23 protein-coding genes are annotated in these 26,362 nt (G+C 34.2%); 20 read left to right on the top strand and 3 right to left on the bottom strand.

Annotation, left to right across the window (positions count from 1 at the left end; all coding sequences use genetic code 11):
• Positions 1-112: 112 nt before the first annotated feature.
• Positions 113-2,341, top strand: a complete 2,229-nt coding sequence (locus ABW637_RS00925; RefSeq protein ID WP_367582743.1) for an eCIS core domain-containing protein — start codon at positions 113-115, stop codon at positions 2,339-2,341.
• A 141-nt stretch (positions 2,342-2,482) separates the two neighbouring features.
• Positions 2,483-4,348 (top strand): eCIS core domain-containing protein, encoded by a 1,866-nt coding sequence (locus ABW637_RS00920; RefSeq protein WP_367582742.1) that lies wholly within the window; start codon positions 2,483-2,485, stop codon positions 4,346-4,348.
• Between the two features lie 94 nt (positions 4,349-4,442).
• Here the strand turns inward: ABW637_RS00920 and ABW637_RS00915 are convergent, their stop codons facing one another.
• Positions 4,443-5,006: a hypothetical protein gene (locus tag ABW637_RS00915; RefSeq protein ID WP_367582741.1), complete on the bottom strand. Its 564-nt coding sequence runs from the start codon at positions 5,004-5,006 to the stop codon at positions 4,443-4,445.
• A gap of 543 nt (positions 5,007-5,549) precedes the next feature.
• Here ABW637_RS00915 and ABW637_RS00910 point away from each other — a divergent pair.
• From ABW637_RS00910 to ABW637_RS00880, 7 genes are all read left to right on the top strand, one after another.
• Positions 5,550-6,320, top strand: a complete 771-nt coding sequence (locus tag ABW637_RS00910; protein ID WP_367582740.1) for an N-acetylmuramoyl-L-alanine amidase — start codon at positions 5,550-5,552, stop codon at positions 6,318-6,320.
• A gap of 138 nt (positions 6,321-6,458) precedes the next feature.
• A complete protein-coding gene (locus ABW637_RS00905) occupies positions 6,459-7,130 on the top strand; it encodes a hypothetical protein (protein WP_367582739.1) in 672 nt (223 codons plus the stop codon).
• A gap of 7 nt (positions 7,131-7,137) precedes the next feature.
• Complete coding sequence (locus ABW637_RS00900) at positions 7,138-7,722, top strand: hypothetical protein (protein ID WP_367582738.1); 585 nt, start codon at positions 7,138-7,140, stop codon at positions 7,720-7,722.
• A 117-nt stretch (positions 7,723-7,839) separates the two neighbouring features.
• Positions 7,840-8,226 carry a hypothetical protein gene (locus ABW637_RS00895; protein WP_367582737.1) on the top strand — a complete coding sequence of 129 codons (387 nt, stop codon included), beginning with the start codon at positions 7,840-7,842 and terminating at the stop codon, positions 8,224-8,226.
• Between the two features lie 35 nt (positions 8,227-8,261).
• The gene (locus ABW637_RS00890) at positions 8,262-8,807 is read left to right on the top strand and encodes a hypothetical protein (RefSeq protein WP_367582736.1); all 546 of its coding nucleotides are present in this window, start codon (positions 8,262-8,264) and stop codon (positions 8,805-8,807) included.
• A gap of 344 nt (positions 8,808-9,151) precedes the next feature.
• Positions 9,152-10,822: a tetratricopeptide repeat protein gene (locus ABW637_RS00885; protein ID WP_367582735.1), complete on the top strand. Its 1,671-nt coding sequence runs from the start codon at positions 9,152-9,154 to the stop codon at positions 10,820-10,822.
• A 319-nt stretch (positions 10,823-11,141) separates the two neighbouring features.
• Positions 11,142-12,797, top strand: coding sequence for an alpha/beta fold hydrolase (locus ABW637_RS00880; RefSeq protein ID WP_367582734.1), 1,656 nt, complete (start codon positions 11,142-11,144; stop codon positions 12,795-12,797).
• Between the two features lie 118 nt (positions 12,798-12,915).
• Here ABW637_RS00880 and ABW637_RS00875 read toward each other — a convergent pair whose 3' ends face one another.
• Entirely contained in the window at positions 12,916-13,560 is a 645-nt protein-coding gene (locus tag ABW637_RS00875) for a response regulator transcription factor (RefSeq protein ID WP_367582733.1), read from the bottom strand.
• Positions 13,550-15,730, bottom strand: a complete 2,181-nt coding sequence (locus tag ABW637_RS00870) for a tetratricopeptide repeat-containing sensor histidine kinase (protein ID WP_367582732.1) — start codon at positions 15,728-15,730, stop codon at positions 13,550-13,552. The genes ABW637_RS00875 and ABW637_RS00870 overlap by 11 nt, the downstream gene beginning before the upstream one ends.
• Positions 15,731-16,414: 684 nt before the next feature.
• On the opposite strand from ABW637_RS00870, the gene ABW637_RS00865 reads away from it, so the two are divergent.
• The 11 genes from ABW637_RS00865 (at position 16,415) to vgrG (ending at position 26,352) form a co-directional block, all read left to right on the top strand.
• Positions 16,415-17,104 (top strand): response regulator transcription factor, encoded by a 690-nt coding sequence (locus ABW637_RS00865; RefSeq protein WP_367582731.1) that lies wholly within the window; start codon positions 16,415-16,417, stop codon positions 17,102-17,104.
• 226 nt (positions 17,105-17,330) lie between these two features.
• Positions 17,331-17,966 carry a Pvc16 family protein gene (locus ABW637_RS00860; protein ID WP_367582730.1) on the top strand — a complete coding sequence of 212 codons (636 nt, stop codon included), beginning with the start codon at positions 17,331-17,333 and terminating at the stop codon, positions 17,964-17,966.
• A gap of 1 nt (position 17,967) precedes the next feature.
• Complete coding sequence (locus tag ABW637_RS00855; protein ID WP_367582729.1) at positions 17,968-19,302, top strand: hypothetical protein; 1,335 nt, start codon at positions 17,968-17,970, stop codon at positions 19,300-19,302.
• Between the two features lie 26 nt (positions 19,303-19,328).
• Positions 19,329-20,738, top strand: coding sequence for a phage tail sheath family protein (locus ABW637_RS00850; protein ID WP_367582728.1), 1,410 nt, complete (start codon positions 19,329-19,331; stop codon positions 20,736-20,738).
• A 38-nt stretch (positions 20,739-20,776) separates the two neighbouring features.
• The gene (locus tag ABW637_RS00845; protein WP_367582727.1) at positions 20,777-21,691 is read left to right on the top strand and encodes a hypothetical protein; all 915 of its coding nucleotides are present in this window, start codon (positions 20,777-20,779) and stop codon (positions 21,689-21,691) included.
• A gap of 38 nt (positions 21,692-21,729) precedes the next feature.
• Positions 21,730-22,650 carry a hypothetical protein gene (locus ABW637_RS00840; protein WP_367582726.1) on the top strand — a complete coding sequence of 307 codons (921 nt, stop codon included), beginning with the start codon at positions 21,730-21,732 and terminating at the stop codon, positions 22,648-22,650.
• Positions 22,651-22,678: 28 nt separating this feature from the next.
• On the top strand, positions 22,679-23,146 hold the full coding sequence (locus ABW637_RS00835) for a phage tail protein (RefSeq protein ID WP_367582725.1): 468 nt from the start codon (positions 22,679-22,681) through the stop codon (positions 23,144-23,146).
• An 11-nt stretch (positions 23,147-23,157) separates the two neighbouring features.
• Positions 23,158-23,616, top strand: coding sequence for a phage tail protein (locus tag ABW637_RS00830; protein ID WP_367582724.1), 459 nt, complete (start codon positions 23,158-23,160; stop codon positions 23,614-23,616).
• A gap of 11 nt (positions 23,617-23,627) precedes the next feature.
• A complete protein-coding gene (locus ABW637_RS00825; protein WP_367582723.1) occupies positions 23,628-23,792 on the top strand; it encodes a DUF5908 family protein in 165 nt (54 codons plus the stop codon).
• The gene (locus ABW637_RS00820) at positions 23,792-24,535 is read left to right on the top strand and encodes a CIS tube protein (RefSeq protein ID WP_367582722.1); all 744 of its coding nucleotides are present in this window, start codon (positions 23,792-23,794) and stop codon (positions 24,533-24,535) included. Before ABW637_RS00825 ends, ABW637_RS00820 begins: the two co-directional genes overlap by 1 nt.
• Positions 24,536-24,564: 29 nt before the next feature.
• On the top strand, positions 24,565-26,352 hold the full coding sequence (gene vgrG, locus ABW637_RS00815) for a type VI secretion system tip protein VgrG (RefSeq protein ID WP_367582721.1): 1,788 nt from the start codon (positions 24,565-24,567) through the stop codon (positions 26,350-26,352).
• Positions 26,353-26,362 lie beyond the last annotated feature (10 nt).

The raw sequence follows: 26,362 nt of genomic DNA, 5'->3' as shown, positions 1-26,362 counted from the left end.
AATGTTTACCTAAAAGAGTAGATAATATACTATGAAGGCTAAAAATGATAGAACCCTGTTCTGCTTGCTGGATATGCGTGACTGTTAGCTGAATAAAAATACGAGAAGAAGAATGAAAGCACCACAAGTAAATACCACAGAATCCCAAAAAGAAGCCCTGCAACGTATACAACAAGAACCCGGTATAGGTGGTGAAGCAACGATTGCAGATAATCGCCCTGCTATTGCTATACAACGTAAGTTGAGGTCAGCTATCGATGACACTAAATATAGTGTCAACCCCATACCTGTACAAAGAAAGGCTAGCAATACAGGCCTACCCGACAACCTCAAATCAGGTGTCGAAAACCTCTCTGGCTATAGTATGGATGATGTTAAGGTACATTATAACTCTAATAAACCAGCACAACTACAAGCGCATGCCTATGCACAAGGAACCGATATCCATCTGGGACCAGGGCAAGAAAAACATTTACCCCACGAAGCCTGGCACGTAGTACAGCAAAAGCAGGGTAGGGTAGAGCCTACTAGGCAGCTAAAAAGTAAAGTAAATATCAATGATGATGCAGGGTTGGAAAAGGAGGCAGATGTGATGGGAGAAAAAGCACTTCAGATCAATTCACCTGTAGGTAATCGACTGGTTTCCGATGGCGATTCGCTTGGGTCTCCTCTTTATAAAAGATCCTCAAATAAAGGGACAATACAGAGATTTATATTTTGGCAAAAAAAAAACACATCTAATCCTAAGCGCCCAGTAGTTAGATTTGATAAGGAAAGACCACAACCAAGACCACTACCAAGACCACTACCGCCAAAACAGGATCGCGTTAAAAAGCCTATTAAAGTTAGCGATGTTTTTGGGACTGATATAACCCCACTAACATGGATACTGCCTCCGAGACCACAACCAAGACCACAACGGCTAAAACAGGATCACAGTAAACATGTTATTAACGTTAGTGATGTTTTTGAGACTGACGTAACCCCACTAACATCGAAACTGCCTCCATTAATCCCCGAATTCGGTAAGAATAAAAAATCCTGGGGAAAGCCCATTTCTGTTATATCCAATCTCTTCAATTCTGAGGTGGAGGATAAATTGTGGCGAAAGGGTGGTCAAATGAATATGGGAATAGAAAAGGTGATGATAAACTTAAGAGGAGATGAAGGGATATTTAAACCCGAAATGGATAAAATTGAGGATTATAAAACAAGTCGAGCAAAACTTGCAGGTATCCCAGAAACAAAACCCAATATGACCGGACGCAGTATCGCTTCCTATAGAATAGACCAACTTCTGGGAGCGGGAATTATTCCAAAGACTTCCTTGGCAACGAAAGGGACAGCATTTGGATCGGTAATGAATTTTATTAAAGATGCAAAGCCAGGTTCTGAATCTCATGGAACGAAAACTATTTTGAATTTTAAAGAACACCACCAAAAAGAGAGAGATAAATTGTATTTAATGGATATAATTACCGGTCAGATCGATCGGAACCACACGAACGTACTTCTTCAAGGTAAGAAAGTATGGGGTATTGATAACGATCTTGCTTTCGGGAGTAAAATCAGTTTTGATGCGGGTTCAGGCGTAGTTGAACTTGCTGATGGTCAAGTTTGGCCTGGATTTCAACTTAGGGATTTGAAAGACATTGATAATGAACTTTCCAACAAAATAATCGAACTTTCTAAAAAGCCTGATCCGTTAAAAGAAGCATTAGAAGACCTAATTACTCCTGTCGAAATTGAAAAAACGATTGAACGACTTACAGGGCTTGCGGAGTATCTGATAAATGATATTGAAAATAAAAAGGCAGAAGAATTAAGAAAAGAATATATAAATGAAAAAAATTGGCAAATAGTCCATTATAGAGATGCAGGAGATAGCTTTTTTAAAGCAATTGTAAATCATGATGACAAAAAGACAATCAAAGGTAAAACCCCAGAACATTTGAAATTACGTCTAGAGATTGCAAATTCTCGCGAAGAAAAAAAAGATATGATTGCTTATCATGCTGAGCAGTTTCTTGAAAAATTATTAAGTCCCGATGAATATGAGGGGATAAATATACATGATGATAATGAAATCCTAAACACATATTTTGGAATTATGAGGAAACAAGGTATACGGGTAGACATGGAAACAGTTAGTGCATATAGCCGTTTAAAGAAAAAAGATGTGTATATATTGGATGCAGAAGTTGGTTCTATCATTAGTGTGATCAAAGGGGAGATAGAAGAAACATTGAATGAACTTCCGAATGATGTTTTTAATAATAATGATAACGTTGTATTATATAAAAAGGGAAATCATTGGGGTAGCGTTGTAGGGAAAAAATAAATGGATCGTCCTCTGCTCTCGCTAGCATTTTCTTCTAGTGGCTGCAGGAGTAAGAAGATTATGAATACGGTAAAGTAAAAAATGGTAACTAAAAATGAAAACAGGCTGTCACTAATGGAGTTAGTATAAGTTTAACAAATCATGAAAACACAAGCAGATAAAACCCAGGAACCGCAAAAAGAAACCGTACAGCGGGTACAACAAGAACACAGTACGGGTGGTGAAGCTACCATTACTGACAACCGCCCAACATCTGCAGTACAAAGTAAGTTAAGATCAGTTATGGTTAGTTCAGGCGGTACAATTAAACCCATCCAACGAAAAAATAATACCGGATTGCCCGATAACCTAAAATCAGGTATCGAAAACCTATCCGGTTATAGTATGGACGATGTAAAAGTACATTACAACTCCAGCAAACCGGCACAACTACAAGCCCATGCCTATGCACAAGGGACTGATATCCACCTGGCACCTGGCCAGCAAAAGCACTTACCTCATGAAGCCTGGCATGTGGTACAACAGAAGCAAGGTAGAGTAAAATCTACGAGGCAGTTTAAAGGAAATGTAAATATTAATGATGATGCAGCATTAGAGAAAGAAGCGGATATAATGGGGGCGAAAGCCTTGCAATTTTGCAAAGATGTATCAGATAGGCCGATACAGTTAAAAACAAGTAGGCCTGCAAATTCTAACCCCATTCAAAGATATAAAACCAAAAAGGAAGGTCTCACCGTAGCTGGAGAATTTCATTCGAAATCTGAAGAACAACGAGGGCTCGAAGAAGAATTTGCAAAATATATAAAGTCAAGGGAACAAGATTCGACCGATCAATTTTTATGGAAGGAGGATAAAACGCCTGGGATACAACCTGCAGAAGCAGAGTATTTAGACGATCATGAGATAGCAAGTGAAAAACCAGAACACCTTGCTATTAGTAATGTTGATCGTATTAAGTATTATCAGCCTATTCTTATAGAAGAACTTTCCAAATCAATTAATTCATTAGATGAGAATATATCGAAACCTAAAGACAATACGAGTAGTGCTACAATACGGGTTTGTGCTAATGCACTTATGACTGCAATTGAAAGCATGTTGCAAAATCTAAAAGATGCCGGAATAGATGTTAAATATGGATCTGAAATAGATACGCTTATTTACGATTGGAAACAAAAAGAAAAACGGAGTCTACTTAGCATTGTACAAGAAATAGAGGAAAAAGGTTATTTTTCTGATGAGGATAAAAAAACGATTTTAGATAGTAACGGATTTTTAGGAGGTCTTGAGAAGATTAATACTCTTGTTTCTTTAGTACTTAATATCCCAAAAGGGAGAGAAATTTCTCACAATTTCATTCGCTCCAGAGCAATGCATGAGCTAGCTAATGAAAAGAAAGATGTACAAGGCATATGGCTCATCGGTCAGTACCATGTGCAGGAAATTCAGGAACATCTTAGAAACGAAGTAGAATATGATCTGGTTTCGATGATCGACTTCAATAATGATATTAAGAATTTTGTCGGATTAAAAGAAAATGCTTTTTCACTTGATAATATAAATGACCGTACAGGCGATATTAGTGTAGCTGCTCGACAAATAAAGTCTAGTTTTAAGTATTTTATAGATATTAAGAGAAAAGAAGCACAAGATCGATTTCCTAATAAGAGTGAAGAAGAAATAGCATCGGAGATAAAGTTTCATGTTAATAGGCTTGTTATAAATACTGCTATCTTAGTAGATATAAAGGAAAATGATCTTCAAAAAATTGATTTTACAAATAAATTCCCAGGTATGTCAAATAACATTGTTAAAGAAATTGAAGAGAAAATTGACCATATAAAAAATCGTATCGGTGTATTGTTTTTGATTAGTGATATATATAGGTCCTTAGAGGAGAAAGGAAAGAAAATGGATTCTCCTCCTGAAATGCTCACTTATTTGAGTGCTGAGAATATTTACAAAGTAGCAGCTGATCTTGAAAGATTAACAAGTATAGCCAAGTAAAAAGCTCTTGTCTTTTTATTTCACGCATAAATATCCACTCCTCACTTGATTATACATCAAATAAGGGTCTTACAAAGTATACCAATAAGCTATCCTAATTATGAGAAATCATAGTAGCATAAGTATCTTTGGCTTTACCCGTGGTCACCGTGATAGAAGCATCCCCATTGTCACTAATTCTCAATGTAGCTATATCGGTTAAAAACCGTACCGTAGCAAGGTGGTCTTTGCTCTGTGAGCCTTGGGTAAACTCAAGATCGTCGGTCCAATAATTCATAAAAAAGTCAACGATAAGATCTTTATTACCCTCAAAAACGACTTTAGTACTAATCCGTTTTCCTGTAGGCAGCTGGTCATAATATAACTTGTACGAGATTTTTCTCTTTTTTAGTTTACTAGGAACGTTACTTTGGTGCACCCATTGTAAACAATTCGTTCGGCAAGTTACAGATTTAGCTTCCCACTTTGTTTTATCCTGAATAAAAGATTGTACCATCTTTGAGACACCATAGGCATAGTCTATTTGGCCACTGGTAGTGTTGGTGAGTAACCACTGTTTGTCATGTGTGGCCGCTGCGGCAATATCCTCTTGCGAGTAATTTGTCTGTGCAAAAAAAGTAAGAGGAAATAAAAATGTAAGGAGTAAAAGTTTTTTCATAAGCTATTGATTTATAATTTCTTGTATTTAAATTTACGAATTTTTTTAAAATCTTTGTGCCAATAAACACCAAAATATTCTCGTTTTTAGAATAACTATAGGTACCGCACTAGTAAAGACTAGTAATTTAGGCACTACCTAACCACTCGCACTGGGATCCGGTATGTATCTCTGCCTAATGGCCGATCACAAAAAAGTAGACGTAAAACGAATGGTTATTAAATAAGCATTATTCATAACAAAATTGTCTAACTAGGGCGATTTTGTAGTTTTTATGGCTTAGCAATCTTCTTTATTTTTTGAGGAGTTTTGTTTTGCCTGTTTTATATCTTGCCGATCTTTGATGGTAGCAGAAATATTCTGACGCTATCGGAGGCGCCACAACGGCTAGACTATGAGTAGTTGTGTGGGGAAGACCCTATCCTTGCTCCTAGAATATCCTGCATACTATGTCGCAAAACTGCTTTGATTTGCCGGGTTTGTGATAGCTTTCTTATCTGTATCCCACTACTTTTGGATCACTATACGTAAACCCATTTAAGCATGAAAGCAACTAGTATCGCCAATCACGAGAACACCTTTTTCGAAACCGGAAAAGACTCAGACGGAAAAGAATTTATTTTATCAGAAATGACAGTGCCCATTAAAGGTGCTAATCAAGTAATGCCTTATATACATTGCAGGCCAAAAAATGGAGATACTTCGTTTTATTATCAGGAGAAAAACACAAAAACGCAAATTGTACTCCATTATACAGTGGGGTATATAAAAGGTGATGTGGCTGCTTTGTCCAGACCCAACAACCATGTATCTACCCCGTTTATTATTGCCAGAAACGGTACCATACTTAATTTATGGTCGTCTGCCTATTGGTCATACCACTTAGGATCGGGAGCTATTGGTGGTAATACCAATGGTAGCAAACGAACTATTGGTATCGAAATGTCTAACATTGGTGTTTTAAAAAGAATAGACAACAAATTAGTTACCGTGTATAGCGATACCGATGTGTATTGTGATATAAAGCAAAAACAGTTTTATACAAAGCTTGAGTCACCTTACCGGGGAGAAATATACTATGCCACATTTACAAGACGACAATACCAAAGTCTACTGCTGTTACTTCGTTACCTCACCGCAGAATACAATATACCAAGAGTCTTTTTACCAGAAGATAAACGATATAGTACAGCGGCAGAAGATGAGTTAGTTAATTTTAAAGGTATTGTGTCTCATGTAAATTACAGATCGTCTGGCAAGTGGGATATAGGTCCGGCTTTTGATTGGAACAAAATAATAGGTGGCCTTGTATAGAACCATTAGACAACGATAAGGTCGGGAAATTACTCGAATTTGTCGTATTTGTGATAGTATGATGGTGCCCTATACATGTAACTTTGATGATAGGGTTGGTATACCAAACTATCGACAAAAAAATTAAACCCTCTGGATATGAAAAATTTCTTCAAGTTTATATGGGCTCTTTGTATTTCAGTTATTGTATATAGCTGTGCACAGTATGCTTCAAAAGATAATGACCTTTCTATAGTCTTGTCAACAACAGAAAAAGCGATAACAAGTTTATCAGAAAAAATACCAGCAACAAAAGATGATGATCTTATAGTATCATATAACAAACTAGAAGCAAAGAGTAAAGAATTATTTCCTGTTCTGGTAAAATGCAATGAAAAATATAAACTCACCGTAAATTATTTAGAAACATTACGAGAGGCACAAAAAACAGTACAGCGTTTGGATAAAGATTTTGATGCCATAGATGATAAAACTTTTATTTTAAATGCTATATATCTGGATTTTGATGCCAAATTAAAATCAATTAACAGCAGTGCTAAAAACGATGCCAATACCAAGATCAAGGTGACTGTTGATTCTAGCGAGGATGAAGGTTTTTTTGTTTTCGGAAAACTATCCTATGAAAAAGAATTAAATATTAAGCGCTTTCGATTTAATAAACCCACACAAAAGGCATCTCAGGATTTTGTGCCGGGGTATTATTTATTTTGGTTAGAAAAAGAAGACCGCGTAGGAGAGGCAGAATTACACCTTATCATGAGCAGCGGGGTAGAAGAAGTGAAACAATTGGTTTTAAAAACACCTAAATAATATGACAATGCTGGTTACTAAAATAAAAGAAGTTTGGAAAGAGATTACGCTGCTTAGTACCTGGATTGCTTCGGTAACCGGAGCGTTTATTATACCCTTGCCATCTTGGCATGCATCAGACGAAAACACGGCCTTTTTAATGAAATTTGGAGTGTTTATAGCCACGGTACTCGCGGGGTTCTTAATATTATATTCACTAAAAAATAAATCAATTATAAAGTGGACCCGTTTGTCTATTGAGTTTATCATTTTTTTTATAACAGTTTATGCTACCTATCATTTTGCTCGAGAAGCTAAAACATTACCCTATCTCGAAATGGATATTGTGATAGGTAATGAAATGGTGGATAATGATCCATTTGAGTCATTTAAAACATCACATGGGTTTTTACCAGCCCGAAACGAAAAGATGATGATCTTGCTAGGTGACCCCGAAAAAGCCTGGACCAAACAAAGTATCCTATTCAATAGAGTACAGCTAATGGTGCTTTTATTTTTGTGTTATTTGTTTTCTGCAGGGTTTATGATCTCTTTTTGTAACCTGATCATTTTGTACAAAGAAAAATATACCATCAAAATTGAAAAAAAATAGTACAATTTTAAAATAACGACTGTTCTATAGTATACGGCATACACTACTTTGAGAAGATTCTTTCTTAGACCATATATATAGATCAAAGCAAGCTTTTAAAGATCAAATCATTAATTGATGAAAAACACAAATATTGGTATTATTCTTCAGGTCATTGCGCTACTATTTTTAATCGCGATTGGTTATTTGATCTTTAACTCTAATGCGAATTGGAAAACCATAACAGTAGAACTAAACAAGGCAAAAGAAGAACTAAACATATCGAAAGATGTTATAACCGCGACGAAGTTTCAATTAGAAAACTCTAAGAAAGAATTTGTGCAGATGAAGGCTCAAAAAGATTTGATCATTCATAGGCGAGACTCTTTGATACTTTCATTTAAAAGAAAAAATGCTAAAGATTGGACAGATTTACAACGTATTAAGGATTCTATACAACGCACTAATGATAGATTGGCTAAAGACCGTGTAGTATTAGAGGGCCTTTTTGGCTTAGATCCATAAGCTTTGGTGTTATCATTATCATAAATTAAAAACACATGAAAATAGTAATGCTCATTCTCTTTATCGCAACAGTTTCTGCAACTTTTGGTCAGGAAATAGATTCTTTAAACATCATCGAAATCCCCGAGTCGTATGCCAATCGTTTAGGAGAACCTCTTACGGTAAAAAAAGATAGCCTCTACGTATTTAGAACGCCCGATATTTATTTGGTAAATAAAAAATCCTTTTTGGCAATCAAAAATGTGTATCAAAGTACGATTAACCAAGATAAGATGACCCAAGAACTTGTAGAAAAGTACACACAAACACTTCGTAGAAACATAGATCTAGAGGGTAGATTACAAACCAATTTTGCCAAAAGTGATAGTTTGGATCAAATCGTGTATAAAAAAACTCAGGTAACCTTAAACCATACACAAAAAGCTCTTGATTATACCGTAAATAGTCTTGAGAAAGCAACGAACAGCCTAGAGCTTGTTGAAAAAGCTACGAGACGACAAAAAGGAAAAACTGTTTTCGAAAAAATACTCATAGGCGTTGCCGGAGTTGGGGCAGGGGTTTTAGTTGGGGTTTCTTTATAACTTTAGGCAAATAGCAAAAGTATAAAAACTATGAAGCTTTGCTGGAGATACAATAAAAGTAGACCTTCTTAATACTATTGATTTTGAATATTGGATTGTAGATGCTAAGGATGATAGCATTGCTTTTATTACTATTAGAATCTTTCTAGTAAGTTCAATAAGGGGGAATAAAAACGTTTTCTATAGGCTTTGGGGAAACCGAGTTTCGTAAAAGCACCAAAAGATTAATTATTTAATGATATTTAATTTAGAAAATACAAATGTGTTATATCAATTATAGCATGAAGTTGTATTTTAGCTAAAGTTAAAGTGTCAATAATAATTGTATTTAAAATCCCTCTATTTTGAAAACTAGAATTTTATTCCCACTGCTATTTTTCATCTCTCTTTTTTCCTATTCTCAAGTAAAAGATAATATTACAGATGCACGTACTCGAAAGATAGAAGCAACTAAACTACAAATAGAAAAGGCAGATTCAGATTCTTTACGGTTAGCACTTAGATTAAAACTGGCAGGTCAATTAGCCTATTTTGACGGCAATATTGCCAAAGAAATCTTTCTAGATGTTCATAAAATCATTAAGGATAAAGGATATAATGGTTATCATTATCAAAAGCAAGAAGCAGAATTGTTGTATAGTCTGTCAAGCGTATCCTTAAACCTTCAAGATACTGCAGCAGCCTTGCAATATGCAAATGAGGCCTTAGATATTGCAACAGAGATCGAGTATGATATGATTGTAGGAAGAGCTTTAAGTAATCTAGGGAATATTTACTCAAGACAAATGGATTTTGAGAAAGCAAAACGATTTCATAGACGTGCATTAATATTTCATGAAAAGGCAAAGTCAGCTCGTGGGCAAGCGCTTACTCTAAATCGAATAGGAAGAATTTTTGGTAAACAGGAAAAGACGGATTCTGCCAGGTATTATTACAAAAAAGCTATAGAAGCTGACACCTCTAAGGCGCTTAGACTACAAATAAAGGGAAATTTAGCTAGTTCCTATGCCAATACTGGAAAATACGATCTAGCCGGCAACATTTATAGAGAAAACTTAAAACAGTTAGACCCGACTTCATATAATATAAGAGCACATAACCATTCTAGTCTGGCAAAAGTATATGACAAACAAAAAGAGTATAGCAAAGCAAATGCGCATATAGATAGTGCTATTTTCTTTTCAAAAAAGGTGAACGCTTTATTTTTAATACAGTCGGCATATCGTGCTAAAGTTGGAATTGCATATAATGATAAAAAATATTCAGAGTCTTATCAGGCTTTTTTAATTCAAGATAAGTACAAAGATTCTTTAGTAAAGGAAAGTACAACAAAACGTTTTGCCGATTTAGAGTTTGCATATCAATATAAGAGAGAAAAGGAGCTAGTCGCCATAAACCTCAAGAATGAATCTACTAAAAAGAAATTGTATTTAGGGTTACTCGTTATTACGGTTCTGGCAGCTTTGTTTTTAATCTATTTTATTAGAAAAAATAATAAACAAAAACTAGAGCTTGCTGTAAATAAAGTTGAGCTAGCAGAGGTTGAAAAATTAAAAACGGACTTGGCACTCGCACATCGAGAACGAGAACTTAAAAAAGTGGTGGTAGAAAGCTCTGTTAGAGAAGAAGTCTTTAATAGTACAATAGATGATATTAAGCAAGTTACTGCTTTAGAGGATGAGAGAGAACGCAAGTCTGCATTACGCTCCATATCTGCTTCATTATTATCAGAGAAAGGTTCTAAAAAATCATCTTTAAGTCTACAGACTTACCTCGATCAGGTAAATATTGATTTTAAAATACTACTTGATCAACATTTTTCCGAATTAAAACCAAAGGAAAAGGAGCTCCTTTGTCTTATGAAAATGGAGCTCAGTACCACAGAAATTAGTAAACTTCAAAACAATACAGTAGCGGCTATAAAATCTTCAAGATATCGTATTCGTAAAAAACTTGGTTTAGGCTCTAAACAAGATATTATTGCTTTTATTGAAAATAAAAATATTACGTTATAAGGTATTAAAAGTATTCCTTGTACACAGTTTTTTGATTAAACTCATATCTTCTTTAATTTATAAGAGCCCTATTTTGTAAGGAATATCTTATTGTCATTTTAAAATGCTAAAATTGAGCAAATTACGTTGTTTGATACTCATTTGCTACCCTCTTTTTTTTGCAATGTAGGTTCCTTATACATTTCTTTGTTTAAGATCACTTTTTGTTAAATACGTGAAAGTAATGTCCAACTTTAGATAAGGTTATTTACTATTTATAATTTTCACTCAAAAAAACCATGATACTGTTTTATCAAATTAAAAAAATAGGATATATTTTATGAAACCGGATACTAAATATACTAAAAATGGCCACCTCAATATTGCATATCAGGTTTTTGGCTCAGGTTCTATAGACTTGGTTTATATTCCGGGATGGGTTTCTAATATTGATTGGATGTGGACTTGTCCAGAACTGGTTAATTTTTTACAGGAATTAGGAAAAGTAGCCAGAGTTATTCTATTTGATAAGCGTGGAACAGGGCTTTCTGATCGTGTTGTAGGGTTTCCTACCTTAGAAGAAAGAATGGAGGATATTAGAGCCGTGATGGATGCAGTAGGCTCTCAAAAAGCAGTTTTGTTCGGACATTCTGAAGGGGGGTCGGTCTCTGCCTTATTTGCCGCGACATATCCAAACCGAACTATTTCGCTGATTGCTTTTGGGATATTTGCCAAACGTATATATGCTCCTGAATATCCTTGGGCACCAACAAACCAAGAGCGTCAGGTTGTTTATGATATGATTGAAAATAGTTGGGGAAGCGGAGAGATGAACCTAGAATCGCTAGCTCCTTCTAAAGCAAACGATAGTGTATTTATGGATTGGTTGGCTAATTATTTTCGTTCGGGAGCCAGCCCGAGTGCAGCCCTGATGTTAACAAAAATGAATACAGAAGTAGATATCATTAACATTTTAGACTCTATAAAAGTTCCCACCTTAATCCTGCAACGTACTCATGACATTGATGTAAAAATTGAAGAAGGACGTTTTGTAGCCGAACGTATACCGGGAGCAAAATTTGTTGAATTTGAAGGTAGTGATCATCTGTTTTGGACGGGCAATACTGATGAGATTTTAGAAGAGATGAAGGCTTTTATCTTAAATGTAAAGCCAGAGTTATTTTATGAAAAACAACTCTTTACTATAATGGTTGGGCGCATTATATCTTCAGAAATAAATAACCCAGAACATCAGGAGTTGATTAGACAATATGTAAAACAATATAGAGGGAATATAGTTGAATATAATACAGAAACATTTACTGCTACTTTTGAAGGCCCCAGTAAGGCTGTTCATTGCAGTATTGATTTGGTTGATGCTATTCGGGATATGAATGCACAATTGACTATTGGTATTCATATTAAAGAATGTCTGGTAAGGAATTGTATATGTGAAGAAACAGAAGATTTTGCTGCATCAATACATAAGGAACCTATACCTAACCAAATACAATTAACCCAAACTGTAAAAAATTTACTGGTAGGAGCGGGTGTGAGTTTTACACCAAGCAAAACAATTTTTAAAACCGAATCGGGAGAACCTCTTTTACTATTTACCGTAGCCAATAAGCCCAGGGACATAAATACCAATAGAATTGATCAAAATAAGCAGCTTCCGCAAAATGATTCATTTCTAAAAAAAGTGCTGCAAAACATCAATAATCATTTGAGCAATGACTATTTTGGTGTAGAAATGCTCTGTAAAGAAATAGGAGTTAGTGAGCGACAATTACAGCGCAAACTTAAAGCTATCACGAATAAATCTCCTAATCAATTGATTTCGTCTGTACGTTTACATCACGCCAAAGAACTAATATTGAGTCAGCAAGATACTATTGCCGAAATTGCCTTTCAAACAGGTTTTTCTAGCCCTTCTTACTTTTCTAAGTGTTTCAAAAAAGAATTCGCCATAAGTCCATCTGATCTAATGAACTAACTACGAAAATCTCTTTATTTTGTAGGATGTGTTCAAACATAGAATAAGAAAAATTCGCAACAATTATCTTAAGCGATTGTTTTAGAGTAGATTTTTAGATGGAGTATCGAAATGTAGTTTAGTGTTCTATATACTTCATTTTCAAGGCGTATTTTGTTAATCCTGCCAGATTTCTCACATTAAGTTTTGCAATTAGGTTTTTTCTATAGCTTTCTATCGTATGTTTACTTAAGAATAATGTATCTGCAATTTCCTGAGTAGTGAATTCTTTTGCAATTAGAGTAACTACATCTATTTCTCGTTGCGTTAATTTAATCTCTTCTTCTTTCTTTTTAGAGAATTTGTTTTTCATATAAATATCAGTGATCTCTCTAGAAAAATATTTCTCTCCTTTTATTATGGTTTGAATGGCTTTAAGAAGTTCTTCTTTTTCGGCATTTTTTGGCACATACCCATCTACATCATGCTTGATAAGGTTATCAATCATTTCTGGATCATTATGCATGCTCACTATTAAGGTTTTGATGGTACTATTTTTTTCTTTTACAATTTTATTCAGCGTTATTCCATCCATTTCTGGCATGGTGATATCTGTAATAATGAGATCGATTTTTTCGTCGGGATTTATGTCCAGATATTTGGTAACGTGCTTTCCGTTTTTTGCCGTAAGTATAATCGTATACTTGTCTTCAGAATTAAGAATGCTTAGTAATCCATCTAAAAACATCTTATGATCATCAGCTATGATTAAATTATATTTCATGTATAGTCGTCAAGTTGGGAATTTCTATGTTGATAATGGTGCCTCTTTTGATCCTGGAATCAATATGTAAAGTTCCTGATATTTTTTTTAACCTGCTTTTTATATTCCTGAATCCTATTCCATCTGTATTTTCTTTCATTTCGAACCCTATCCCGTTATCTTCAAATAAAATGCTCAATACATTTTCTACCAAATTGAGCTGTAGTTCTATTGATGTTGCTTTAGAATGTTTAATTGTGTTGGTGATAAGTTCTTGAATGATTTTAAAAGTTTCGACTAGCATATTTTCTTCAAGAAGATCAATCTTTTTTCTCGGATATCCAACAAAAGAAGTATTAAGATTGCTAACTCCTCCTATGTTATTAATATGTTCTTCGAGTACATCACAAAAATTATTTTTAATAAATTTTTTTGGGATTAAATTATGCGAGAGGCTACGAACTTGTTCATAGGTGTCATCAATCTGATTATTGATTGCTTTTAACCCATCTTGTTTTTTATTCGTTATCGTATTATTTAACTGTAATTTTATTGCAGCCAGATTCCCTCCAATACTATCATGTAACTCCTGTGCGATACGTTTTCTTTCTTTATCTTGGCCCTCTACAGAGGCTTTAATAACTTTTAACTCTTGATCCTTCATTAAAGAGGAAATCTTTTCTTGATTTATTTCTTCTTGTTTTTTGTTTAATTCACTCTGCGTCTGAAGTTTTTGATAATAAATAATCAATAAGCCAATTATAGGAATAAGAATGATCAAAAAGGAATATAGAATGGTGTTTTTAATACTCTTTTCTCGTGTTAGTTTGGCTTCGTTAATTTTTAGTTCGGCTTGTTTGAGTTCCCGATCCTTTTTTAATAGAATATTTTCAGTTTGCGTTTTTTCTGTAGTATTCTTGAAGGATAAAATTTTGTTTTCACTTTCTTTTTTTCGGATTTCACCCTCCTTTTTCTCAATTTCTTGTTCAAATTTTAGATTTCTAAAGGCTTTTTCCTGATTGGCTAGTTCTAATGTTCTGTTCCTATTTTCTATTTGCAAGAATTTTATTTCTTTTTCTTTTTGTAGTGTATTAAATTTTACCTCCAGCTCATTAATTTCTTTATCCTTTTGTAGCTTACCTATCGAATCTTTGACTTTAAAATATTGAGAAACATAATGAAATGCGCTTTTGTAATCTGATTGATTTATTGCAATTTGTTTAAGGTTCTCATAAACAAATAATTGCTGATTTAAATAACCCAATTCAATTGCGTTTTCTAGGGCATTGATGTAAATACCCTGTGCTTCCTGATATTTTTTTTGATCAATTAATACACTGCCGATGTCCATCTGGGCCATAAGCTTGATTTGATGAAGCTCATATTCTTCGGCTATTTTGATAGTTTCGTTATAAAGAGAAATAGCCTCATCTAGTTTACCTTGATATTGTGCGTTTGAAGCCAGATTGAATTTAATTGATGCCAATGCCCGTATTGCATTATCTTTTTCAGCTAATTTAAGTCCTCTTTTATAATATTCATCAGAAGATTCAAAATCCTGCATTTTGGTATAAATAGCTCCTATATTAATGTAACTGCCATAAATTATTTCTTTTTCCTTTTTGTACTGAAGACATTTTTTAAAAAGCTCTAAAGCTTTTTTTAAATCATCAATCTCAAAATACACTCTGGCTAAACCATGAGTATGTAAGTAATAGTAGTATTTTTCATTGAATTTTTCTGCGGTTTCAATTCCTTTTAGACGCCATTTTTTACTTTCCTCAAATAAGCCTTTATTTATATAGTTAACCGCTAATATATTATATGCCGAAGTATGCAAACGAGCTTGAACAGAGTCATTAACTATAGTATATTTTAAAGATCTATTAACATAAAAAATGGATGAATCTATAAGGGCTTTATTTTTGAAATAGTGGGCCAATATTAAATTAGTATTTATTAAGGATCTTTTTGATTTTAAAGTCTTAAGAAACTCATGTGCAATTGTATACACTCTTTTATCGTTTGCGTTAAGAAGCGTATAGGCTTTGTCAATCTGTTCCTCTTCCTCATTGAAGATAATTACCTCGTTAGAAGCGTATGGAATGTTATTATCATTAACCTGTGCACTAATGGCTAATGGTATAATCAAGAGTATATATAGAAAAGCGTGTTGTATTAATTTAAACATAGGCAAATGTATTAATTCTTATGTGTAATGCTCTCCCTGAAAACTGGGATTTTACCTCGCTATTAGTTGTATGTATAGCATTTGTTTTATAGTGTGGTGCACTGTATTTTGTTTTCATAATAAGGAAACCATAAACGCTAAGGCCTGCAGCAGAGAAAAAAGGGATAATACACTTTGAACGGCTATTGTTTAAAGGGGTAATCACCCCTTTTTTTACAGGGGTTTTTTCTAATTTTTGGTGGCTGTTTTATTAAAATTTAATTTTTTTATATTTCTTTTTGACTCGATTTTAAAACAAGAATTTAGTTGACTGAAAACCATATATTTAATTGCCAAAGGTAAGGTAATCAATTAATTTGCTTAAAATGATTTAGAGAAAAAACCCTTTACCGATGTATCACACTAGATTCTAAACCCTTTTCTCGATAGGGGTTTTGAGAGAGGGGACTAGTTTTTGAGCTATAATGTTTGTTGTAAACGGATTTCTACTGTATCGAATTTCTTAAAAAAAATGTATGATTTTATGAGCTTATCTTTTTGCAATACAGGGTGTTAATAACAGAAATGTTTTTAATTAAAAGTAGGGGAATATGTACATAAGTTATTTGTGTTTAAAAAAATAAATCTCCAACTTTATGTGAAATTAAAGCCACTTAATTTTTTCACACAAAACAAAATACTCTTATGAATCCTGACCACAATTATTATGTAGCTCACTGCATAGATGAGCCGATCTTCACGACCGAAATTTCTAAAATACTCAATACTTGTAATGATTCGAAAAATCTAATCATTGGTTTATACCTTATCGAAGAAGACAGGTTCTTATATTGCAATAAAATATTTAAGAAAGTTATAGGTTTTGATCCCTATAGTCTTATTAAAGAAGGTTGGCAATTTTGGTTTTCTTTAATTGTTCCTCACGAAGTTTCACAGGTAAGGAGTAAAATTTTTAATTTCTTTACTACTCCACTTGTAAGAGATATAATAACACTTCAATATCATATTAATAATGATAAAGGAGATGAGATTTGTATTAAGCACGAAATCTTGATTTATAAATTGAAAAACAAAATGTTTGCACTTAATTATTTTTTTGATATTTCAGAAAAAGAAGAGATAGAACGTTGTGTTAAAATTAATGGAGGACATCGCGGAAGAAGTTTTTTAAAAAACCAACTTACATGTATATCCTCTAGAGAGGAAGAAGTGCTCAAACTTATTGCCGATGGATTTTCATCTAAGGAAATCGCCGAGAAACTTTTTATCAGTAATCATACTGCGATTTCGCACCGTAAACATCTTATACAAAAGTTTAGAGTAAAGAATACTGCACAGTTGATAAAGAAAGCATCAAAAGTATTAGAACTATAGTTTTAACACCGTGTTAACTAATTGTTAATTAATGTTTTACATATAAAATCCCCATTTTTAGGGATTGATTTCCTCTTTTTTTTTTTGAACCTTAGACTTTCGTAAACGTAAACATCCTAAAGAGTTACTAATTAGCATTAATAGCTTCAGAATTTCTTTTGCTCTGAAGTTAATTTGATTTGCTACCCCACAAATCAATCATAAGTTTTGAATTTAATATTTATCTATGATTGGGTTAGCGCTAAAATTGATAAGAGACGAGTTAAGCAATTATGTTTTTCAGAATAGAACACCTGGAGACTCTATTACCCAGGATGATATAATTTTGCATAACATATCTTTAATGGAAAGTGATAGTCAGGCAGATTTAAATAACAAAATTGTTATTACCCTGGTTAATACAGAAGAGGAGAGTACTCTAAAAAACAGCAGTAATGTTTTTAGAAGCGCAAATACTATAAAGTATGTTGAGCCTCCCGTTTTTTTAAACCTCTATATTCTTATATCGTCAACTCTTGGACAGGATTTACAAGACGCCTATGAGTTTGCTTTGAGCAGATTGTCCTTGGTAATTCAATTCTTTCAGGCAAAAAAAAGCTTCACAGTCAAAAACTCCCCTTTTACTACAATTTCTATGGATAACAATATTCCTCAAGAAAACAAAGATGAATTAAAACTTAATGTAGAACTATATACGCTAACCTTTGAGCAAATCAATCATTTATGGGGATCATTGGGTGGGAAACAGGTGCCATTTGCAATGTACAAGATCAGGCTGGTTAGTATTAAAGAGAATTCAGGTCAGGTAGCTCCTGTGATAGAAGAAATAGTTAATAATCAACAGGTAACAAACGAATGCTAGGATGAGAGATGTCATAATATTTAAAAGGTTATTTGAGGTACAAATACTACACGATTATTTTCTTACTACGGTAGATGCTACTCCCTCTATTGTTTCCTTTTTTGATAAAAGTAAAATTGATAAAGAAAACCTAATAGCAAGAAAGTTGGAAAACGGTCTATACGATATAAGAAGTCTATTCGAAATTGAGCCTGTTGGAGCAACAAAATCAATATTAAATAACTATAAATTGATACTGGCAAAAACGGCTTTGGGTTTTATCGTAGGTACCGAAGTGATTGTTGAAAATCAAGCAGGAGAAACAGTATACAAACCTCGTTTGGAGTTTGATAGTGATATTAATCTTACTTTTTCAATCAAACCTTCTGTTTCTTTTTTTAATAGTATTAGTAACATAAGTTTAAGACCCCCTTTTCCTTCAATTTATTATTTCACTAATAAAGATAAAGAAGAATTTGATGAAACACCATTTCCGTATACATCACTTCCGATTTCAAACAAAGTAAATCCTCATCAAGACGGAGTGCAATATGAAATGGGTGCATTAGCAGATTTTGGAGGAACAATCAGAGAGGCGTTGCAATATACAGATGGTAATGATCCAAGTCATTGGGAAGATATAACAGATAAACGCTTTATTAGTAATGCAGATAGAGTACTGTTACCTCACAATTTTAATTATACATTCAAAAAAGAGCAAAATATTACACAAGTCGATTTTGTATTAGAAGACGAAAGTAATACAGAGTTAAAAACAATAAGTATAACTGGTCTTGAGGTTCTTGAAGGTGTTTTTTTAAATTTTACTAGGGTTGATGAAAATAATGAAAACTCTGATTTGATTCCGGAGGGTTTCTATACTCTTAAAGTAAAAGCAGGTGGAGTGCCAGAAGTAGCACATTCAATCAATTTAAATAGTACCATTTACGATAAAAATTATTTTGCGATAGTAGATATTCGATTTGATGAACAAGACTCTCCGCACAGTCTTTTGGATGCAGACAATTTTCTGAAAACCAGAATTAACGCATTAGATGAAAAAATTACACACCCTGTTTTCGAAGTACGATTTAAAAATAGAAGAACCTATTGGAGGTATAATAGAGAAGGAGATTTTAGTGCTCCAGAAATTGCAGCCACTGCCACTTTTTTAGAACATCAACCCGAAAAATTAATTTCCCTTAAACCCAAAGGTTTAACAGAGACTTTAGTGCCTTTTATAAACGGAACAACATTGATGCTGCCACCACCCCGAATGTCATCCATCAAAATAGAGAAAGAAAGAATTTTCTCAGAGATCTTTATTAATCAATCGAATAGATTATTGAATAATTAAATGGAACTTTTTATAAAAATGATATTATGAATTACAAAACACCAGGAGTTTATATAGAAGAAATTCCAAAACTTCCGCCGTCGATTGCTCAAGTAGAAACTGCAATTCCTGCTTTTATCGGTTATACAGAAAAAGCTGTGGATGATAGAGGGATTGCATTGCTAAACGAGCCTAAAAGAATTAGCTCTATGTTAGAGTATGAACGTTTTTTTGGAAAACCTATTCCTGAAGAAAACCTTTCGGTACTTATCACCGAAACATTAGGAGTTCCTATTAATGTGCAAGCATCGATAGGAGAAAAGGCAAAATATATAATGCAATATTCTTTAGAAATGTTTTTTGCCAATGGAGGAGGTCCTTGTTGGATTGTTTCTGTTGGAGATTATACAACAGGCATCGTTAATTTTGCTGACCTTAAAACAGGATTAGACGCTACAGAAAAAGTAGATGAAATTACATTATATGTATATCCAGATGCCCAGGGGCTTGATAATTTTTCAGACTTCTACAATCTTTTTGGCGAATCTATGGATATGTGTCAAGAATTAAAAGATCGTTTTACGGTAATGGATATTTGGTTAGATCCTACGCAGCCAGATTTATTGGCAAATATTGATACCATGCGAAATAATACTTCGCCAGAAGAAGATACTATAAAATACGGCGCAACATATTTTCCAAACGTAGAGACTATACTAGATTACTATTATGGTGGTGAAGGAGAAGGTGATGCAAGAGTTACTATTGTGCATGCAGGGGGCGATGGGTCACTAGCAGGTACATTAGAAGAGCTAAAGACCAAAAACAATGCCTTGTATTTCCAGGCTCAGAATGCGTTAAGAACATTACCCATGGAGATGCCTCCGTCTCCCGGAGTTGTGGGTCAATATGCAAGTGTAGATAACTCAAGAGGAGTATGGAAAGCACCAGCAAATGTAAACATGGATTACGTGATTAGGCCAGTCATAAAAATAACAGATAAGCAGCAAGAAAGCTTAAATGTGGATGTAAATGCAGGTAAATCAGTAAATGTAATACGCTCATTCGTGGGTAGAGGGAATGCCATTATTTGGGGAGCCAGAACCATGGCAGGAAATAGTAACGAATGGAGATATATTTCGGTTCGAAGGTTTTTCAATATGGTAGAAGAATCTGTAAAAAAATCATCCATACAATTTGTTTTCGAACCTAATGATCTAAACACCTGGGTAAGAGTTAAGTCTATGATTGATAATTTTTTAGTACAACAATGGAAAGCAGGTGCGCTAATGGGAACTACGCCCGAGCAAGCGTTTTTTGTAAAAGTTGGACTAAATGAAACCATGGATGAGGTTGATATTTGGGAAGGTAGAATGATAGTAGAGATCGGAATGGCTGTAGTAAGACCTGCAGAATTTATCATCCTGAGATTTAGCCATAAAATGCTATCAGAATAGTATTAAGAAACGATAAATAACTTTAAAATAGTAGAAAAATGGCAAACATGAATGGGAATGATAGTACTATACCAAATCCCGAAAAAAATATATGTGACATACAAAAGGTCATTGAAAACGAAAGAAAAACAGCAGAGAGTTCATACACTGCTTATACGACAAAAAGAGATTCTAAAGAAATAGCCCGAGGGTACAAAATATGTTGCCTCGATAAGGCCGAGGAATCTTATGATGTCTACCAAGATTTAATGAGCTGTATAGTATTAAAAAACTATAAGAAAACCGAGATCATTCAAAAAAATGTAGACGATTTCTGCAAGAAAGATGACGACCTAGAAAAACTTATTAATGAATCGTCTAAATTGATTAATGAACTACGGGTGAAGATAAAAGAAGCTAATGATGCCGCATGTGCAATGGCTAATTGTATCAAAGACTGTATCCCTGAGCCTAAAAATGGAGCAGAGAGAAAAGGGAATAAAGCAGAGTGGCAAAGAATCAAGGAGGTTTACAAAATTTTAAAAAATATAACTGATAAAACTTCAATACTAGCGGCCAAAGGCCAAAATGCATTTAATTCTACAGTTAATGTAGCTGGTATACAAACCTTTATTAATACCTGTGGTCTTAAGAGTTTTGCATCAAAACTTATTGAGACAATGAAAACATTTAAAGACTTTATTTCAGAAAACATCAAAACAACCGAGAAAGATGTGGCCACCTATAGAGATGAATTGAATGTTATCGTAGAAGAGCTCGCAGAAGTTACTTGTAACCTATACCTTGAAGGAACTAAAGAAAAAGGATTATATGCCACAAGAAAATTTATTTGTGAAGGAGAATGCAAGGACGAACCTTTAGACCTTTCCTGTGATTGTGAAGAAGATGATAACTGTGATGATGATGATCATGATGAGAGAAAAAAGAAGCAGCAAACAGAAGATAAGGATTGATAGATACTTCATATAAATAATGATATAAAAATAGAATTATGGATAATATAAAATTTTTGATAGATGATCGTTGTTGCACAGATGATGGAGGTAATGGAGATAACGGAGGTAAAAATTGCTTAACAAAATGGGAGGATCAATTTGCCGAAGCATGTCGCACATATAACGAGAAATCTGCCGAAGCCGATAAACGAAAAGAAAAGTATACCAATTCTTATAATTGGAAGGATAAGTTGGATAAATGGTTTGACCTTATTGAGAAATCAGACGAAAAAGCCAGTGATATTGTTGTTGATCTTGATTTTTTTTATCAGCAAGTATTAAAGGTTTGTAAAAATGCAAAGTGTACTAGTGGTTCATTAAGAAAACTTTTGTGCCTGGTAAAATCAATGTTTGATTGTTTATACACCTATGAGCAAGGTAAAGAAGGTCTTCTGGATCTTACTACAGAACTAATTAAAGCCGTAGAATGTCTTAAGAGTCTTAAGGATGAAGACAAAGACGAAGTGATTAAATGTATCAAAGTATACGAAGAAAAAATCAAGATGATTGCCGAATTACAAGATGCCATCATAACGAAGCTTTTAGAATCACTTAAATGTGCCAATTTACTCTATGCATATATCTGCGAAGAACATGGGTTAGAATATAAAATAAAGAAGCTTCTAGATGAATTTAAGGGAGATATCGTAGAGGAAATGCACTGCTCTCCTGATCAGGACCATGACAAAAACATGTATCCGTGTGATGATAAAGCAGCAAAACCACAACCAGAATTCCCAATTAAGTATACCGAATACTATAAAGAAATAGAAAAAGCATTAGGTATTGCGGTTACAAAAACCGAGGAGTTTAAAGAGGAGTGGACCATAAAGAAAAAAGAAAGCGATGAAGCTTTATCTCGTAAAAATAGTCTGACGGAAGCAATAAAAGCGGCAAAAGCAGCCGAAGGTAAATAAAATTTAAAATGAATCTAAAATTAATATTATGGCAGCAATAGGAGATTATCCATTACCAAAGTTTCACTTTCAAGTAGAATGGGGTGATGATTTTCGTATAGGATTTACAGAAGTCAGTGGATTAGATTTTGAGACAGAAGTTATCGAATATAGAGAAGGAAATAATAAAAAGTATAACAAAACGAAACAACCCGGACTTACTAAATATAGTAATGTTACCTTAAAAAGAGGTACGTTTCAAGGGGATTTTGCTTTCTTTTTAGAGTGGCAAAAAACGTATCAATTTCAAGAAGGAAATACCACTGGTTCTGTATATAGACGTCCAGTGACTATTAAATTATTAGGAGAAGATCATGAGCCTATTATTACTTGGATTTTGGAAAACGCATGGCCAAGTAAGGTTCAGTCAACAGACCTAAAAGCAGATGCTAATGAAGTGGCCATTGAAACCATGGAGCTGGTTCATGAAGGATTAACCATTCTTGAAGCGAAATAAAGAGGTAATCTATGGCTAATGCATATCAAATAGTTGGTTTTCATTTTAGGGTCCGTTTTACAGATCTCCCAAAATCAAAAGGGACAGATGTAAGTTTTCAATCTGTGTCTGGTTTAGATGTTCAAATAGAGAAAGAAGCCATGAAAGAAGGTGGCGAGAACAGGTTTGAACATCAACTTCCGGGACGCACAAAATATACAACACTCACCCTTAAAAGAGGAATACTAAAACCAGAAGATTCTGGATTGATTAAATGGTGTCATAATGCTTTTAGGGACATGATAATCAAACCGTTAGACACTGTCGGTGTAGAGTTGTTAAATGAAAACCATACACCTTTAATGCGGTGGCAACTATCTCATGTATGGCCGGTAAGTTGGAAAGTAGGAGAACTCAACGCCGAAAAAGGCGAAGTACTTATAGAAACCCTCGAGTTAAACTATAATTATTATGCAGTAACTGCTCCCTAAAAAATATAAAAATGCCTTTAGAAATTAGAGAATTGGTTATAAAAGCTTCGGTAGGAGGAGAAGGTTCGGCTACGGCCGGTTCTAATGCCTCTCCTGAGAACAAGGGAGACGAATCTACAATTAATGAAATTGTAGATAAGGTACTCAGAATAATTAAAGAGAAAAATGAAAGATAATGAATGAAAGCGGGAAATTAATAAAAGTTTCGATTGAATCTTATGAAAACGAAGAGTTTACCAAAAGATCTAAGGTTAAACCTAATCGAATTTCGCTACCTGTAAATCCCGAAAGTTTTACGAAAAATTATAAGGTCAAATTAAACATTCAACAAGGGCAAGGAAATCAAGGAACCAATGCAAATTATGAAGGAACCGCTCCCGAAGAATTAAAGTTGGACTTTATATTAGACGGAACAGGGACCATTCAGGGATATAATTCTAGTTTAAAATTTAAACCGGATGTGGCAACACTTTCTAATGAAAATACTGTACCTGTAAAAGATCAGTTAAATATTTTTATGAATACAGTATATAATATGAATGGCGAAATTCATAGACCTCACTTTTTAAAGGTGCATTGGGGAGATGGCTTTAAGTTCCCTTGTATTCTATCAAATCTTGATCTCAATTATACCTTGTTCAAACCTAATGGAGACCCATTACGAATCAAAGTAAGTGCCACTTTTTTGAATTATGTAGCTCAGAAAGAACGAGTGGCACGCGAACGTAAAAAATCTCCCGATCTAACCCATGTCCGATTGGTAAAAGCAGGGGATAGGCTTGACTGGATGACAGAACAGATTTATAACGACCCCAAGTATGTTACCCAAATCGCCAGGGCTAATGGTTTAACCACGTTCAGAAAAATAAAACCAGGCGAAGAGTTGGTTTTTCCTCCTCTAGAGAAAACAACCGAATAGAACTAACCTAACATAAACCGATAAGTAAAATGAAGGATAGAGAAATACCAGTAAAAGTATCACACAATGTATCAACATTTGATATTTTGATTGACGGAAAATTAGTTGATCCGGGCTATCAGGTACTCTCAATTTCAATTGTAAAAGAAATAAACAAAGTACCAACAGGCAAAATTGTTTTGCAAGATGGTAATTCATCTGAAGAAACTTTCAGAATAAGTGAAGAAGAAGAATTTCTGCCAGGCAAGTCAATAACGATAAAAACAGGTCGTGACGGAGAAAATAAACAACTATTCAAAGGCATAATTGTTAAACACGGTATTAAAGTTAAAGAAAGCGGTAAAACAGAATTAATCTTAGACTGTAGAGATGAAGCCGTAAAAATGACAATAGGTAGACATAATTTTTATTATGAAGAAATAAAAGATAGTGAAATTATGGAGGAAGTCATAGGCAGATATTCCTCTCTAAGTCATGATGTAGAAGCTACCAATGTTACTCATCTCGAAATGGTACAACATCATTGTACAGATTGGGATTTTGTGTTGATGAGAGCCGAAGCCAATGGCAAATTAGTGGTGGTTGATGATGGTAAAATCAATATTAAAGCCCCGGTAACCAATACAAGTCCTGCAGTATCTGTATTGTTTGGTTCAACATTGATTGATTTTGAAGCCGAAATGGACTCCAGAAGTCAATGGACTTCGGTAGAGGCTAAATCATGGGATTATGCCGGACAAGATATGTTTGAACATGTAACTGAAAGTGTACCCATAAATGAACCAGGTAATGTAAGCGGTAAAAAATTGGCAGAACTAATAAGTCCCGAAAAATTTGAGCTTAGACATACGGGGCAAGCTATAGAAGAAGAGCTGCAGGAATGGACAAATTCTATAATGCAAAACAGTAGGCTTTCAAAAATACAAGGTCGTGCTAAGTTTATAGGTTTTGGGGATATTAAACCGGGTCAATTAATTGAATTGCAAGGTGTGGGAGCAAGATTTACTGGTAATGCCTTTGTTTCTGCCGTTAGACATGATGTGTATAATGGCTCTTGGTATACTCAAGCACAATTTGGATTAAAACCTGATTGTTTTTCACATATTCATAAAAATATTACCGATGTACCTGCATCGGGTTTAGTTCCCGCTATTAATGGATTACAAATAGGAAAAGTAGTGCAATTACAGGACGATCCCGAAGGAGAGAATAGAATATTAGTGAGATTACCCATTATTGATAATTCTGCCAGAGGCGTATGGGCAAGAGTAGCCACCTTAGATGCCGGTACCGGAAGTGTTAATGGAGGTAGAGGATCGTTTTTTTTACCAGAAATTGAAGACGAAGTAATTGTAGGGTTTTTAAATGATGATCCTAGAGAAGCGGTAATACTTGGGATGTTAAATAGTAGTGCAAAGCCAGCACCTATAACTGCTCAGGATGATAACCACGAAAAAGGTTTTGTGACCCGATCAGAATTAAGAGTGTATTTTAATGATGATACCAAAACCATAGTAATTGATACACCAGCGGGCAATAGTATTAAGTTAGACGAGGATAGCACCTCGATAACTATAGAAGACCAAAATGGAAATGTAACCAAAATGAATTCATCGGGGATAGAAACGAAAAGCCCAGGTGATATTAAAATAGAAGCTACAGGAAGTTTAAATATTAAAGCCGGGACCACCATGACACTAGAAGCAACACAAATATCGGTAAATGCCACAGCAAGCATGGAGGTCAAAGGAGCAACAACCAATGTTTCTGCAGATGGCCCAACTACCATTAAAGGCTCTATAGTTAACATTAATTAAAAAAGAACAA

Source organism: Aquimarina penaris (assembly GCF_040786285.1).
Lineage (GTDB): Bacteria > Bacteroidota > Bacteroidia > Flavobacteriales > Flavobacteriaceae > Aquimarina.
This window is presented reverse-complemented; position numbering and strand designations above follow the sequence as displayed.